Raw genomic sequence first — 14,546 nt, forward strand, 5'->3', positions numbered from 1 at the left:
TAAACACATCGCACCACGGCGGACGACCCCTCGGTAAACGTTCAGTTTCAGTCATCAAAGATAAGCGACAATACTCATGGGACTGGCCGACGTTGGTAGCAGTAGCTCGTAAGACATCAGCGCAGAGAAAGGGGTCCGTGGTGGTACACGCCCTTCTTCTCTCCCAGCCGACATAAGCGTTGGCCCGAGTGGCGACGCCGTCGGCGGGCGGACGGCCGTGTACCGGCGCACACACGGCCTACGAGTCACACCCATGCCAACCGACAACGCACCCTGTGACTGGGAGTCGACGGTGGTCGTCGTCCACGAGTGGGGCGGCGACGTGCCGCTGGAACGCTCGATAGCGAGCGGCATCGTCGACCTCGGTCCACCGACCCCGCCTCGCCCCGCCGCCGACGAGTCCGAGCGCGTCCGGACCATCGACGGCGTGTTCTCCAGCACCCACCGCCTCGGCGGCGAACTCTCCCTGCGGTACGCCGGCTACGACGTCACCGTCAAGAGCAACGGCGTCGTCCACATCGAGGGCCCGCCCGGCCGGACGTGAGCGCGACGACGGCGGTCCCCGGACCCGCGGCCGCCGAGTGACTTTCCCTCGGGGGCGCGAACACACGACCATGCCAGCAGCCGTGATTCTCGCGGGCGGGCGGTCGACGCGCTTCGGCGAGACCGACAAGGCCGTCGCACCGCTCGCGGGCGTCCCGATGGTCCGACGGGTCGCCGACCGCCTCGAACCGGTCGCCGACACGCTCGTCGTCAACTGCCGGGCCGACCAGCGCGAGGCCGTCGCCGCGGCGATGGCGGACTCCCCACTTCCCGTCACCTACGCCGTCGACCCCGACCCCGACGAGGGGCCGATGGCCGGCATCCGCACCGGTCTTCGGGCCGTCGACGACGAGTACGCGTTCGTCTGCGCCTGCGACATGCCGTTTCTCGACTCCGGCGTCGTCGACCTGCTCGTCGAGCGTGCACAGGGCCACGACGCCGCCGTCCCGAAACTCGACGACGGCTGGTACCAGACGACCCACGCCGTCTACCGGGCCGACGCGATGGCCGACGCCTGCGACCGGGCGCTGGCGCGCGACGCCCACAAGATACTCGCGCCGCTGGAGGAGTTGGACTGGGTCGTCGTCGAGGAGGACGCGGTCCGTGCCCGCGGGTCGGTCGAGACGTTCGAGAACCTCAACACCCGCGAGGAGTTCGAGCGGGCGGCGAAGCGGTTCTCCTAAACCGTCTCCACCAGTCGCCCCTCGCGTAGACACGTCAGCGCGACGTACGGCACCGAGCAGCGGTCGTGGATCTCCTCGGCGATCTCGCGGGCGACGCCCTCCCACTCCTCGTCGTCGACCTTGTTGAGCGTCGGAACGACCTGCGCGCCCGTCGGGACGCGCTTGCGCCCGCCGCGCTCGCTGGCGAGCACTCGGGCGACGTGGACCGGTTCGACGGTGTCGCCGAGGTCGAGGTCGGCGACGTCGGCGACCAGTTCGGGGCGGTGGACGTGCTCGTCGGTGAGCGGTTCGCCGACGACCTGGACGCTCGCCAGCGCGACGACCGACGTGGTGCTGTCCGGGAGCTGCGGTTCGCGCTCGGCGGGCGCTTTGAACGAGCGATTGCGTGCGCCGTCGGCCTTGACGAGCACCGGGTCGTCGGCCGCCGCCGCGATGGCGTCGACCGTCTCCGTGTCGTAGCCCGCGTATCGCGGGTCGTCGGGGGCGGCGCGCTCCGGGACGAGACCCAGCGGTCGTTCCTCGCGGTCGTGCAGGGCCGCCACGGGGTCGGACGTGACGGCGACGGGCATCTTCTCGTCGAAGACGGGGATGCGGACGCTCGCGGTGACGAGCGCGGGGTGGCGCTCGGCGAGTCGCCAGAGCGTCGTCTTCTTGCCGCCCGCGCCGACGACGCAGACGACGGGCGTCCGGTCGTCCTCGCGCGTCGCGCCGAGGGCCGTCGAGAGGTCCATGGCGGGAGTGCTCGGGGCGAGCGGTTAGGCGTGTCGCCGGGCGTGACGGGAACGCCGTCGCTCGGCGGTCGTGAAAACGTGAAGATGCCGCGAGCGTTCGCGTGACGCCCGGCGTTACTTGCCGCGGTGGTCGTTCGCGCTGATGGACGGTCGGACCTTCTCGGCGCCGGTGCCGCGGTTGTTGAGCCCGCGACCCTTCTGGCCGGCGGCGGTCTTGCCGCGGAACGCGCGACCCTTCTGGGAGTCCGCACAGATCCAGTTGAGGTCGTCGTCGTTCTCGATAGCGGGGTGGTTGGGGTCGAGGAGGATCACCTCGAACCACTTCTGCGAGCCGTCCTCGCCGACCCAGTAGCTGTTGAGGACGCGCAGGTTGCGGTAGCGGCGCTGGGAACGCTCCTCGGCGATGCGCTGGAGGTTCTTGTTCCGGGTGATCTTGTTGACACCCTGGCGCTTCGACCGGCGACCGGCCTTGAAGCGCTGTTTGCGCGCGCCGCCCTTGCGGACGGAGACGCGGGCGACGACGACGCCCTGTTTCGCCTTGTATCCCAGTTCGCGGGCGCGGTCGAGACGGGTGGGGCGCTCGACGCGCTCGATAGCGCCCTGACGTCGCCACTCCTGCTGTCGCTGCCACTGCAGCTCTGCGAGCTTCCCCTCCTTCGGGGTCTCCCAGGCTTCCTTGATGTGTGAGTAGAAGCTTCGTGCCATTGGTTTCACCGACGGGCGTTGGCGGTTCAGTCGGAACGCGACTCCGTCAGAGTCACGTCGACCACATTCCGGCCTGCCGTAGCAGGTGCCCACTGGTGCCCGTCCGTCCAGCGAGTTGTCCGAGCTACTTCCGTGGCCTACTTGAGGGCTTCGAAGCCCCACGAGCGAGCGTGTCGCGTGTCAGAACACGACACGTTCGAGCAGTCGTTTGACGACGCCCGGCCGCCGGGACTCGTGAGGGAACACCGTGAGCTCCGTGCAGACCGGTGGGCTGGCGGGGTCGCGGTCGAACAGCGCTCCCCGGAGTCGGTGGTCGACGCCGCGGCGGACGACGATGTCCGGGGCGGCCGGTCCGCCACCGTCGGTGCGAAACGGCGTGGCGACGACCGGAGACGAGCAGAGCGCGGCCAGTTCCTCCTGGTAGGCGGTCAGCGTCCCCACGGCGCGTTCGGGCGGGTCGGCCGTCGCGCCGAACCGGAAGACCACCTGGCCGCCGTTCGCTCCCGCGATGGCGTCCGCGACACCGACGGTGCCGGGGTCGAACGGACCGTCGTCGCTCTCCAGCACGACCGTCCGGGGCGTGTCGTAGCCACGGTTCTCGACGAGGACGACGTCACACGGCGCGTGGCGGACGACCCAATCGATCGGGTCGCCGACGACACGCGAACGCAGTCGAAGCCGTTCGTGCTCGGCGACGACGGTGTCGACGCTCCGGTCGGCCGCGTGGTTGACGACGGCGTGTTTGGTGTCGTGACTGACGATTTCACCCGTCTCGACCGGTACGTCGAGGTCGGCGGCGAGCGCGGCGATGCGTGACTCGAAGGCAAGGTCCGACGACGACTGTGCGGTCGCCGTCTCGTCGAGCGGTGCCTGGTCCGGGACCTCTTCGAAACGGACGACCTCGACCCGACCACCCCGTCCGCGGACGAGGTCGGCGGCGAGGCGGACGAGTGCTGCTTCGCGGTCGGTCGAGTGCTGTCGGGTGAGCGCGACGAGCACCTCGGGTGCGCCGTCGTCCGCGACGACCGCTTCGGTCGCGTCGAGCGCGTCTCGACCGACTTTTCGCCGGACGATGTCCGTCGCCGCTCCCTCGCGGTGGACGCGAGGGCGAGCGTAGAGGACGTACCACGCCACGCTCCCGAGGACGATGAGGAGCGCGCCGACGAGCGGGACCGTCCCCATCTGTGTGAGCAGGAGAAGGCCGCTCAGTACGCCGAACCCCTGTATCCAGGGGTAGAACGGTGACTCGAACTCGGGATCGTACGTCGCGCTCCCTTCCCGGAAGGCGACGACGGCGGCGTTGACGAGGACGAACACGAGCAACTGGAACGCGCTCGCGAGCTTCGCGATGTCGAGGATGGGGACGAACGCGATGAGCGCGAGCATCACCACGCCAGTGACGGTGATGGCCTGTGTCGGCGTGCCGAACCGGTCGTGGATAGACCCCAGCGACGGCGGGGCGAGGCGGTCGCGACTCATCGCGAAGGGGTAGCGCGACGACGAGAGGATGCCGGCGTTGGCCGTCGAGACCAGTGCGAGCATCGCCGCGCCGACGACGGCCCACAGACCGAACGTCCCGAGCGTGACTTCGGCGGCCTCCGCGACCGGCGTCTCCGAGCCGGCGACGGTGCCGGGGTCGGTGACGCCGACGATGACCGCCACGATGCCGACGTACAGCAGCGTCGTGAACACGAGCGAGCCGAGGATACCGAGCGGGATGTTCCGACCGGGGTTCTCCACCTCCTCGGCGACGCTCGCCACCTTCGTCACCCCCGCGTACGAGACGAAGACGAGACCGGTCGCGGCGAGCAGGCCACCCAGCCCGTCGGTGAGGAACGGCTGGAAGTTGGCCTGTTCGACGCTCCCGGCGCTGCCGACGACGAACCACGACAGCGCCGCCAGCATGGCGACGACGATGACGACCTGCAGTCGCCCGGTCTGTTTCGCGCCGAGTAGATTGACGACGACGAGCACGGCGGCCAACCCGAGCGCGACCGGTTGAACCGGCAGGTCGAACAGGAGAACGAGGTACGGAACGCCACCGACGAGCGCCAGCGCGCTCTTGAACGACAGCGAGAACCACGTCCCGATACCGGCGATGGTCCCGAGGAGCGGTCCCATCCCGCGTTCGATGAAGATGTAGGTCCCGCCCGCCTCGGGCATCGCCGTCGCCATCTCGGACTTCGAGAGCGCAGCGGGGACCACGAGCAGACCCGCCAGCAGGTAGGCGACGACGACGGCGGGTCCGGCGACGCTCAACGCCAGTGCTGGCAGGATGAAGATGCCGCTCCCTACCATCGCGCCGACGCTGATGGCGAGGACCGCACCGAGTCCGAGGTCTCGTTCGAGGGTCTTGCCCGTCATCGGAGTCGACTCGCGAGCGCCGTCCCGACGTTCTCCGTGACACAGACCGTCTCGTAGTCGAGGGATTCGAACGTCTCGACGTGGTCGGGGTCGTTCACGCGGACGACGACTGCCGAGACGCCGAACCGTGCGCGAGCGAGTTGCGCGACGAGTAGGTTCGCCCGGTCGCTCGTCGTCGCGGCGACGACGGTATCTGCGTCGGCGAGGCCGGCCGCGTCGAGCGTCGACGGGTCGGTCGGGTCACCGTCGACGACCGGCACACCGGCGGCTGCGGCCGCAGCGACGACTTTCGGCGTGTCGTCCACGAGGCGGGCGTCGGCACCGTCGGCGAGGAGGCGTTCGACCAGCGAGCGGCCGACGTGACCGCCACCGACGACGGAGACGGTTCGGCCGTGTTCGGACCCGCTGGGCGGGTCGGACGAGCGACGGATGTCCGGGGTCGATGTCGAAGACGTCATCGCCCGGCGTTAGGAGACAGAACGATAAAAACTAGCCCATTTCGAAATCAGAACGAGAAAATAAGAAGCATAATTTGCTAATCTGTCCTGTCGAAGCGGTGGTACGGGTGGAAGAAGTCGTTGCGGATGAGGTCCTCGTCGACGATTTCGAACCCGAGGTCGTTCAGCTCCCGGCCGATTTGGCTCAAGTCGTCGCCGTCGACGCCGACGACGCCGATGTGGACGTTCTCGGTGCCGGTCATCACCTCCCGGACGGAGACGACCCCCTCGATGTCGAGTGCCCGTCGAGCGAGTTGCTCGCGTTCGGGAATCGGCGCGGTGCAGACGATGAGGGTGTACAACTGGTAGCCCGCACGTTCGTAGTCCACGTCGGCGTGGTAGCCACGGATGATGCCCTCGCGTTCGAGTCGTGCGATGCGGTTTCGAACGGTGCTCGCGGAGACGTCGGTCTTCTCGGCGATGTCGGACGACGACGTGTGACGGGCCTCCGCCTGGAGCGCGTGGATGATGGTTCTGTCGAGGTCGTCGAGGTCCGTCTCTGTCATACAGGTTCCAACGGCCAACGAGCGAAATAACCCCCCGGTCGGAACAGCAGGGACACACCGACAAACGAGACGGGAGTGAGAGCGAAGCGCAGAACGAGAGGTGAGAACGAGGCGACTACGGGGACGGCGACTCTCGCAGACTGGCGACGGCCGCGAACGCGCGGTCGAGGTCCGCGACGAGGTCGTCGACGTGTTCGATGCCCACCGAAACGCGAATCAGCGTGTCGCTGATGCCGACGGCCTCGCGTTCCTCCTTGGGCAGCGGTTCGTGGGTCATCGCCGCGGGACACTCGATGAGGCTCTCGACGCCGCCGAGGCTCACCGCGAGCGTGAACTCTTCGAGGTGACCCATGAACTCGACGACGTCGTCCATGTCGCCGTCGAGTTCGAACGAGAGGACGCCGCCGAAGCCGGTCATCTGCTCGCAGGCGAGTTCGTGCTGTGGGTGGGATTCGAGACCGGGGTAGAGCACCCGCGAGACGCCGTCGTGTGCTTCGAGGAACTCGGCGATGTGCTGGGCGTTGGCCTCGTGCTGGCGCATCCTGACGGGCAACGTCTTCGTCCCGCGCAGGAGGAGGTAGCTGTCGAACGGTGCGAGCATGTTTCCCAGAGCGATCTGCTGGAGGAAGCCGAGTGACTCCGCGAGGTCGTCGCAGTCGGTGACGAGCGCGCCGCCGACGCTGTCGGAGTGACCGTTGAGGTACTTCGTCGTCGAGTGGGCGACGAGGTCGGCACCGAGCGCGAGCGGGCGCTGACAGAGCGGACTCATGAACGTGTTGTCGACGCCGAGCAACGCGCCCCGTTCGTGGGCGAGGCTGGCGATCGCTCCGACGTCACACAGCTTCATCAGTGGGTTCGTCGGCGTCTCCATCCAGACGAGGGCGGTGTCCTCGCGCATCGCGGCCGCGACGGTCTCGGTGTCGGTGGCGTCGACGAACGAGACGTCGACGTTCAGACGCTTGACGAACAGTTCCTCGAGCATCCGGCGAGTCCCGGCGTAGAGGTCGTCGAACGCGACGACGTGGTCGCCCGGTTCGACCGTCGCGAGCATCGCGGTGACGATAGCCGCCGTCCCCGAGGAGAACGCGAACCCGTGGGTGCCGCCTTCGAGCGTGGCGAGGCGCTGCTCGACGGCGTGGCGCGTCGGGTTCGACAGCCGCGAGTAGAGGAACTCGCCGCGGTCGGGGTCGACGTCTTCGAGCGACAGACCGGTGTCGAGCGCCGGGAGCGCGAACGTCGACGCGAGGTGGATGGGCGAGACCACGTCGCCGCGACCCTCCTCGGGCGACGGCTTCTCCCCGTGGCTGACCGCGCGCGTCTCGACGTGCGAGTCGTGATTCATACCCGAACGTCCGCGCAAACCGCGAAACATCTTTCGGGAATCTGATAATAAACCGTGTCGCAAGAATTACCGGAGTTAATCACACTGGCACGGTGACCAGTGTCGCTGTCAGGTTCGGGGTCGGACTACCGCTTGCCGGCCCGGACGAGGAACGCGAGCGCACCGCCCAGCATGGCGACGTTCTTGAGGAACGCGTTGAGTTCGGTCTGTTTCTGCTCCTCGTCGGCGTTCCAGAAGTCGTGCATCGTCGGGGTCGCGGCGACGAGGAACGTCGCGGCCGCGCCGGCGGCGAGTTTGGGGACGCGCCAGAACGCGATTCCCAGACCACTGAACACGAGCAGGCCGCCGGAGACCGGGACCATCGTCTCGGCGTTCGGAATCCCCTTCGCCTCGGCGTACTGCGCCATCCCCTCGGTGTTCTGGAAGTGGTTCAGGCCCGTGAACACGAGCACCGCACCGAACAGCAGACGGGCCATCCGGAAGAACGAATCGTCGTCCGGGACGCGTTCGGTGGCGTCCTCGGCCGACTCTTCGGCCGGCACGTCGTCGAGGCTGTCGGCACCGGTCGTCTCTGTGGTCGTTGCCATGCTTCGGCGGACGGGCGTCGGGAGAATATCGGTTGGTGAGGCGGCGAGGCCCTCCGCTATGAGTTACACGAGTGTTACCGCGTGCGGTGACAGGTAGCGCTCTCGTTATCAGCGTGTGAGGCTTACCCGAGGTGAATGAGAACACACCCGAGCGCCGCCTGTCCCGACGCGCAGGAGGGTGAGTGAGTCCGCCGCCGTGGTGGGGCGGGCCGGACGACCCGCTGACGTTCGACGTCGAGGGCGACCCGATGCGCGACCTGTTCGTCCGCTACGCGCGGGCGGACTGGCCGCTGTTCGTCCTCGGCGTCGTCACGAGCGTCCTCGGTCGCTTCGTCAGCCTCGCGCCACCGCTCGTGCTCGGCGTCGCCATCGACGCGACGTTCGACGACAGCGTCCCCTACACGATTCCGTACGTTCCGAGCGCGTGGCTGCCGACGACACAGGTCGGCGAGGTGTGGTTCTCGGTCGGTCTCGTCGTCGCCGCCCTGCTCGCGTCGGTCGTGTTCACGTGGACGAACGGCGCGGCGCTGTCGCTGTTCTCCAACCGCCTCCAGCACGCCATCCGCGTCGACAGCTACGAGGCGATGCAACGCCTCGACATGGCCTTTTTCGACGACAAGCAGACGGGCCAGGTGCTCGCCATCCTCAACGACGACGTGCGGAACCTCCGGATGTTCCTCGGGTCGACGGTGTCGAGCGCGCTCCAACTCGTCGCCACGGTGCTCGGAATCGCGTTCGTCCTGTTCACGCTCAACTGGCAACTCGCGCTCGTCACGCTCGTCGCGGTGCCGCTCCTCGCGGTGTTCACCTACTGGTTCATGCGGACGATTCGTCCCCGATACCGCGCCCTGCGGTCGTCCATCGGCGAACTCAACACCCGCCTGGAGAACAACCTCGACGGGATGGAGGTCATCAAGACCGCCCACACCGAAAATCACGAGACCGACCGCATCCGCGAGACCTCCTGGGAGTACTACCTGCGGACGTGGGCCGTCGCGAAACTCGAATATCTGTATCAGCCGTCGATGGACCTGCTGGCAGGCCTCGCGTTCGCCGCTACCTTCCTGCTGGGTGGGTTGTGGCTCGTCGGCGGCGCACCCGGCCCGTTCACCGGAACGCTGCTCGTCGGGGAGTTCGTCACGTTCCTGTTCATGACCCAGCGGTTCGTCGACCCGCTGTCGGGCGTGGGCCGCATCGTCAACAGCTACGAGAACGCCCGTGCCAGCGGCGAACGCATCGTCGGCCTCGTCTCCCGACCCGTCGAGGTCCGGGACCGCGAGGACAGCGTCGTCCGCGAGACGGTCGAGGGCCGCGTGGAGTACGACGACGTGACGTTCTCGTACCTCCCCGACCGGCCCGTGATTCGGAACCTCTCGTTCGCCGTCGACGCGGGCGACACCGTCGCGTTCGTCGGGCCGACCGGCGCGGGGAAGTCCACTGCCGCGAAACTCCTGCTCCGCCTCTACGACGTCGACGAGGGAGCCGTTCGCGTCGACGGCGTCGACGTACGTGACCTCGCGCTCGACAGCCTCCGTTCGAACGTCGGCTACGTCTCCCAGGACGTGTTCCTGTTCGACGGTACCGTCGCCGAGAACGTCCGCTACGGGAGCTTCGACGCCACCGACGAGGGGGTCGTGGCCGCCGCGAAACTCGCCGAGGCCCACGCGTTCGTCGAGAACCTCCCGGAGAAGTACGACACGCGCGTCGGCGAACGCGGTGTGAAGCTCTCGGGCGGCCAGCGCCAGCGCATCGCCATCGCTCGTGCGATGCTCCAGGACCCCGCCATCCTCGTCCTCGACGAAGCGACCTCCGCGGTCGACACCGAGACCGAACTGCTCATCCAGCGCGGACTGGCGCGGTTGACTGCCGACCGCACCACGCTGGTCATCGCCCACCGCCTCTCGACGGTGAAGAACGCCGACCTCATCCTCGTCGTCGACGACGGTGCGGTCGTCGAACGCGGCACCCACGACGAACTGCTCGCCGAAGACGGCCTCTACGCCACGCTCTGGAACGTCCAGGCGGGGTCGGACGCCACCGAGGAGTTCATCGCGCAGGTCGTCGCTCGCGCCGACCGCGGGACGTAACGTCGACCACCACCACGAGAGGGTCCGAGAAGCCGACCGACGGCGTGCTCATCCTCGCTGCCCGCGTCCCCGTCGTATGCGGTACAGACTGCTCGGGAACAGTGGCCTACGGGTGAGCGAACTCGCGCTCGGGACGATGACGTTCGGCGAGGACTGGGGATGGGGTGCGGGCGAGGACGCCTGCCGAGAGATGTTCGAGCGGTACGTCGAGGCGGGCGGCAACGTCGTCGATACCGCGAACAACTACACGAACGGGACCAGCGAGCGTATCGTCGGCGACCTGCTCGACGGCCGCCGCGACGAGTTCGTCGTCGCCACGAAGTACAGCCTCAGCACGCGCGACGGCGACCCGAACGCCTCGGGCAACGGCCGCAAGAACCTGTTCCAGTCGGTCGACGCCTCCCTCGAACGGCTGGACACCGACTACCTCGACCTGCTGTGGGTCCACGCCTGGGACGGCGTCACCCCCGTCGAGGAGACGATGCGCGCACTGGACGACGTAGTCTCCTCGGGGCGAGTCCACTACGTCGGCTTCTCGGACGCCCCGGCGTGGGTCGTCGCCCGCGCCCAGACGCTCGCCGCGGAGCGTGGCTGGACGCCGTTCTCGGCCATCCAGGTCAAGTACGCGCTCACCGAGCGCACCGTCGAACGCGAACTGCTGCCGATGGCTCGTGCCCTCGACCTCGGCGTCCTCGTCTGGAGTCCGCTCGACGGCGGTGTGTTGACCGGGAAGTACGTCGACGGCCAGAGGGAGGGTGACGGCCGGGTGACGACGACCGGTCGCGACCTGACGGAGTATCAAGAGCGCGTCGCTCGCGAGGTAGTCGACGTCGCCGCGGATCTGGACGTGACGCCTGCGCAGGTCGCCATCGCGTGGGTCCGCGCACAGGGCGACCGGTACGTCCCCATCCTCGGGGCGCGAACGCTCGACCAACTCGACGACAACCTCGCCGCGCTGGACGTGTCGCTCACCGACGACCACCTCGCACGTCTCGACGAGGCGAGTGCCGTCGAGATGGGCTTCCCCCACGACTTCCTCGCGCGGCCTGCCATCCGGAACATCCTGTTCGGGGGGACGTACGACCAGTTGGACGCGCCGAACGACTACGTCGAGTAGTCGCCCAGGGGCGGTCGCCGGAGAGAGCGACCCCGGACCGACCGGACGGACCATCGGGACCTCGTCGAAGGTGCCCGAGCACGCGGGCGAGTTCGGTGGGGGCGGCCGAGCGGCCAGTTCTGTATAGCACGCGGCGATTTATCGCGGGGCGAACGGTCGAACCACGAAGCCACCGCTCACGGCCCGTGGCGGCCGCTCGATGAGGATAGCTGGTGAAGACGGCCGCGGACGACTCAGCGGTGGTCGCGAACGGTCGCGAAGGCGTCGTCACGCAGCGCCTGCGCCACGTCGCCGACGTCCGGGTCGCCGATACGGTTTGGGTGTTTCCGGCGGAAGTAGCCCACGAGGTTCGAGAGGTCGCGTTCGAGGAACTCGTCGGCGTTCTCGTGGTCGGTCGGGACGCCCTGCGGCCAGTCGAAGACGGTGACACCGTCGGTGTCGACGAACACGTTGTACTCGCTCATGTCGGCGTGGACGTACCCCGCCGCGTACGCCTTCGCCAACTCGTCGAGGATCAGATCCAACACGCCGACCGCCTGGTCGGGGTCGAGTTTCGCCTTCGACAGTTCGACGCCCGACAGCTTCTCCATCACGATGCCGTGGCGGTTCTGGTCGATGGGACGAGGTACGCGGACGTCGGGGTACACCGTCTCCAGGGCCTCGTACTCGCGCTCGGCGGCCTTCCGGGCGGTGTAGAACCACGAGATGTGGCGGTTGTCGGAGGTGTAGTCGCGCTCGCGGCGCACCTCCCGGAAGTTGGTGTAGCCCTCGCGGTGGAACTTCAAGGCGAGCGGCTTGTACGAACGGACCTCGTAGACGTCGCTCTCCTTCCCCACCCCGAGGGGTGCGCCGAACCCCTCGATGGTGTCGCGCTCGGCGAACGTCCGCAACGCGAGCGCGTCGTACCCCTCGAAGGTGAGGCGAAAGCCGAGGTACTGGATGGTCTTGCGTTCGACGAGGCCGCGGTCCTCACAGCGGTCGAGGCGGTACTCGACCTCCTCGTCGTCGAGGCGAGCGAACTCGGTCAGCTTCTCGGTGGCGACCCACTCCGAGAAACGCATCCCGTGTTCGAGCCCCGAGAGCAGATAGAAGTCCTCCGTCTGGAGGTCGGGGAAGAAATCGGCGACGTTCCGCACCATACCCGCCGTTCACGGGCGAGAGGGAAAAGCCCCCCGCGTCGGCGGCGACGGGTACGATGAATCGCATAGCACGATACGAAATCGGGGACGGAGCGAACTCGGGGACGGAGCGAACCGAGGTCGGCCCGTGGCCGTCGCTATCGGAGTCGAAGACGGCGTGAGCCGGCAGAGCGTCGGTGTCAGGCGACCTGGAAGCCTTCGTCCCGCAGAATATCGGGGAGGCGGCCGGCGTGGTCGCCCTGGAGTTCGATGGTCCGGGTCTTCTTCTCGACGGTGCCCCCCGTGGCGAGGCGACGTTTGAGCGTCGAGGCGAGTTCCTTGAGGTCGACCGTGTCGTCGGAGAACCCCTCGACGATGGTCATCGGTTTGCCGTAGCGTCGGCTCTCGACGCGGACGCTGAGTTGCTGTTCCGCACGGGCGAGGTCGTCCCCGATACCGAGGTCGTCGGGGAGACCGGTGACGTCACTGAAGTCCTTTGTCACTACACCCGAGCTATGCGGTTCGCGCGTATAACCCTGCCGCGGGTCCGAAATCCGACACACGAACGCGTTCGCTGCGGGTTTCGAGCGACTGGCCCGTGCTCAGTCGTCGGTCGCCAGCGGCGGGAGGTTCGCCTCGATCTGTTCGCGCATGCTCTCGAACTTCGGTGGGAGGACGAGCGACGACCCGAGTTCCTCCAGGGGTTCGTCGACGGTGTACCCTGGTTCGTGCGTGGCGAGTTCGAACAGCACGCCGCCGGTGTTGGCGCTCTGGGTGCCCCCCCGGAAGTACACCGAGTGGAACCACTCGCGGTCGATGACGGGCGTCGGGTTGAACCCCATGTCGACGAACGTCTCGCGCCACGCCTGCTGGTCCTCGTCGGTCGGCGTCCGGAACGCGACGTGGTGGACCGTTCCGTAGCCCTGGCGGCCGGCCTGCTGGGTCGGAATCAGGTCGACCACCGCCCCCAACTCGCCCGAGGAGACGTAGCGGGTTCGGTCGTCTTCGGCGTCACCCTCGACCTGTTCGTAGCCCATCGTCTCCAGCAGTTCGCTCGTGGGACCGGGGTCGCGAACGAGCAACGCGACGCCGTGGAACCCACGGATGGCGTACTCCTCGGGGAGCGCCTCGGTCCACGGGTCGGCCGCGTCGTCGCCCTCGACGAGTTCCAGCGGGAGGCCGTCGGGGTCCTCGAACGGGAGCACCCGCTCACCGTATCGCTCGACGGGGTCGTCGCGGGTGACGCCGTGGTCGTCGAGACGGTCGGTCCAGAAGTCGAACGAGCCCTCGGGGACGCGGAAGGCGGTGACGCCGACCTGCCCCGCGCCGACCTGGCCGCTTGGCATGCCGTCGAACGGGAAGAACGTCATGCTCGTGCCGGGCGAGCCCTGGCTGTCGGCGTAGAACAGGTGGTACGTCGAGGGGTCGTCCTGGTTGATGGAGCGCTTGACGAGGCGCAGACCGAGTACCTCGGTGTAGAACTCGTAGTTGGTCTGGGCGTCGCCGGCCATCGCCGTGACGTGGTGGATACCGGGAATCTGGTCGGGCATTACTCCCAGTAGGACGCCGAGGCACTTCAGTCGGCGCGGACACCCTCGCCGGGTGGTGACGCGAGTGTTACCGGGGGGAGTTCGGGCGAGGCCGGGTGCGCGGCAGAGCGGGACAGTGGGCGGCCGCCTCAGCGACCCGACGCCTGCTCGCCCCGAAGGGTGAGACACGTACTGGAGAGGCGGGCGACGAGGCGTTCGTCCTCGTCGTGGACGTCGCACTCGACGAGGCCGACCGTGCGGCCCCCCGAGACGACCCGTCCGGTGGCGGTCAGGCGGCCGTCCCACACCGGTCGGAGGTAGTTCACCTTCAGTTCGAGCGTGGTGAACGACGCCTCGTCGTCGAGCGTGCTGGCGTAGGCCGTTCCCATCGCCGCGTCGCCGACGTCACAGAGGACGCCGCCGTGGAGCGTCCCCATCGGGTTGGCGTGTTCGGGGCCGGCCTCGAACTCGATGCGTGACTCGCCGTCGGCGACGTGCTCGATGTCGAACCCGACGAGCGCGCCGACGGGCGGGCGGGGCATCCCCTGCTCCCGTGTCGACGGCGACCCCTCCACACTCCGGAAGCCGCCGTCTTGGGTGAACGCGATGGACTCGGCGAGTTCGACGCGGTCGAACAGGGCGTCGCGAGCCAGCGTCTCGGGGTCGTCGGCCACGTCGGTCAGTCGGTCGTGTTCCTCCTCGGTGAGTGTGAGTTCGAGCGTTCGCTCGGTCATACG

15 protein-coding genes are annotated in these 14,546 nt (G+C 68.1%); 4 read left to right on the forward strand and 11 right to left on the reverse strand.

The genetic code is table 11. The annotated features are described in order from the left end of the window. The first annotated feature begins 253 nt into the window (after positions 1–253). Together M1L36_RS06440 and mobA are read left to right on the forward strand one after the other, a co-directional pair. Positions 254–544, forward strand: a complete 291-nt coding sequence (locus M1L36_RS06440) for a hypothetical protein (protein WP_250872902.1) — start codon at positions 254–256, stop codon at positions 542–544. Between the two features lie 70 nt (positions 545–614). Beyond that, positions 615–1,226, forward strand: a complete 612-nt coding sequence (gene mobA, locus M1L36_RS06445) for a molybdenum cofactor guanylyltransferase (RefSeq protein ID WP_250872903.1) — start codon at positions 615–617, stop codon at positions 1,224–1,226. Here mobA and yqeC read toward each other — a convergent pair. From yqeC to M1L36_RS06480, 7 genes are all read right to left on the reverse strand, one after another. Continuing rightward, the gene (yqeC, locus tag M1L36_RS06450) at positions 1,223–1,957 is read right to left on the reverse strand and encodes a selenium cofactor biosynthesis protein YqeC (protein ID WP_250872904.1); all 735 of its coding nucleotides are present in this window, start codon (positions 1,955–1,957) and stop codon (positions 1,223–1,225) included. The two genes, mobA and yqeC, sit on opposite strands and share 4 nt — an antisense overlap. Positions 1,958–2,071: 114 nt before the next feature. After that, positions 2,072–2,662 carry a 50S ribosomal protein L15e gene (locus tag M1L36_RS06455; protein WP_250872905.1) on the reverse strand — a complete coding sequence of 197 codons (591 nt, stop codon included), beginning with the start codon at positions 2,660–2,662 and terminating at the stop codon, positions 2,072–2,074. Between the two features lie 180 nt (positions 2,663–2,842). Beyond that, positions 2,843–5,026, reverse strand: a complete 2,184-nt coding sequence (locus tag M1L36_RS06460; protein ID WP_250872906.1) for an amino acid permease — start codon at positions 5,024–5,026, stop codon at positions 2,843–2,845. Then, positions 5,023–5,484: an NAD-binding protein gene (locus tag M1L36_RS06465; protein WP_250872907.1), complete on the reverse strand. Its 462-nt coding sequence runs from the start codon at positions 5,482–5,484 to the stop codon at positions 5,023–5,025. Before M1L36_RS06465 ends, M1L36_RS06460 begins: the two co-directional genes overlap by 4 nt. A 77-nt stretch (positions 5,485–5,561) precedes the next feature. Further along, the gene (locus M1L36_RS06470) at positions 5,562–6,029 is read right to left on the reverse strand and encodes an Lrp/AsnC family transcriptional regulator (protein WP_250872908.1); all 468 of its coding nucleotides are present in this window, start codon (positions 6,027–6,029) and stop codon (positions 5,562–5,564) included. A gap of 115 nt (positions 6,030–6,144) precedes the next feature. Further along, positions 6,145–7,371, reverse strand: coding sequence for a trans-sulfuration enzyme family protein (locus M1L36_RS06475; protein WP_250872909.1), 1,227 nt, complete (start codon positions 7,369–7,371; stop codon positions 6,145–6,147). A gap of 125 nt (positions 7,372–7,496) precedes the next feature. Beyond that, entirely contained in the window at positions 7,497–7,847 is a 351-nt protein-coding gene (locus M1L36_RS06480) for a DoxX family protein (protein ID WP_369694218.1), read from the reverse strand. 359 nt (positions 7,848–8,206) lie between these two features. On the opposite strand from M1L36_RS06480, the gene M1L36_RS06485 reads away from it, so the two are divergent. After that, the gene (locus M1L36_RS06485; protein WP_305794416.1) at positions 8,207–10,045 is read left to right on the forward strand and encodes an ABC transporter ATP-binding protein; all 1,839 of its coding nucleotides are present in this window, start codon (positions 8,207–8,209) and stop codon (positions 10,043–10,045) included. 76 nt (positions 10,046–10,121) lie between these two features. Next, complete coding sequence (locus tag M1L36_RS06490) at positions 10,122–11,162, forward strand: aldo/keto reductase (RefSeq protein ID WP_250872912.1); 1,041 nt, start codon at positions 10,122–10,124, stop codon at positions 11,160–11,162. Positions 11,163–11,395: 233 nt separating this feature from the next. On the opposite strand, the gene M1L36_RS06495 is transcribed toward M1L36_RS06490, so the two are convergent. The 4 genes from M1L36_RS06495 to M1L36_RS06510 all read right to left on the reverse strand — a co-directional run bounded on the left by M1L36_RS06495 (position 11,396) and on the right by M1L36_RS06510 (position 14,543). Continuing rightward, positions 11,396–12,301 carry a serine/threonine-protein kinase RIO2 gene (locus tag M1L36_RS06495; RefSeq protein WP_250872913.1) on the reverse strand — a complete coding sequence of 302 codons (906 nt, stop codon included), beginning with the start codon at positions 12,299–12,301 and terminating at the stop codon, positions 11,396–11,398. A gap of 179 nt (positions 12,302–12,480) precedes the next feature. After that, positions 12,481–12,783: a stress response translation initiation inhibitor YciH gene (yciH, locus tag M1L36_RS06500; RefSeq protein ID WP_250872914.1), complete on the reverse strand. Its 303-nt coding sequence runs from the start codon at positions 12,781–12,783 to the stop codon at positions 12,481–12,483. Positions 12,784–12,882: 99 nt separating this feature from the next. Next, positions 12,883–13,830 carry a ring-cleaving dioxygenase gene (locus M1L36_RS06505; RefSeq protein ID WP_250872915.1) on the reverse strand — a complete coding sequence of 316 codons (948 nt, stop codon included), beginning with the start codon at positions 13,828–13,830 and terminating at the stop codon, positions 12,883–12,885. 128 nt (positions 13,831–13,958) lie between these two features. Then, positions 13,959–14,543: a PaaI family thioesterase gene (locus M1L36_RS06510; protein ID WP_250872916.1), complete on the reverse strand. Its 585-nt coding sequence runs from the start codon at positions 14,541–14,543 to the stop codon at positions 13,959–13,961. Between the last annotated feature and the right edge of the window lie 3 nt (positions 14,544–14,546).

The organism is Halomarina rubra (genome assembly GCF_023699475.1).
Classification (GTDB): Archaea; Halobacteriota; Halobacteria; order Halobacteriales; family Haloarculaceae; genus Halomarina; species Halomarina rubra.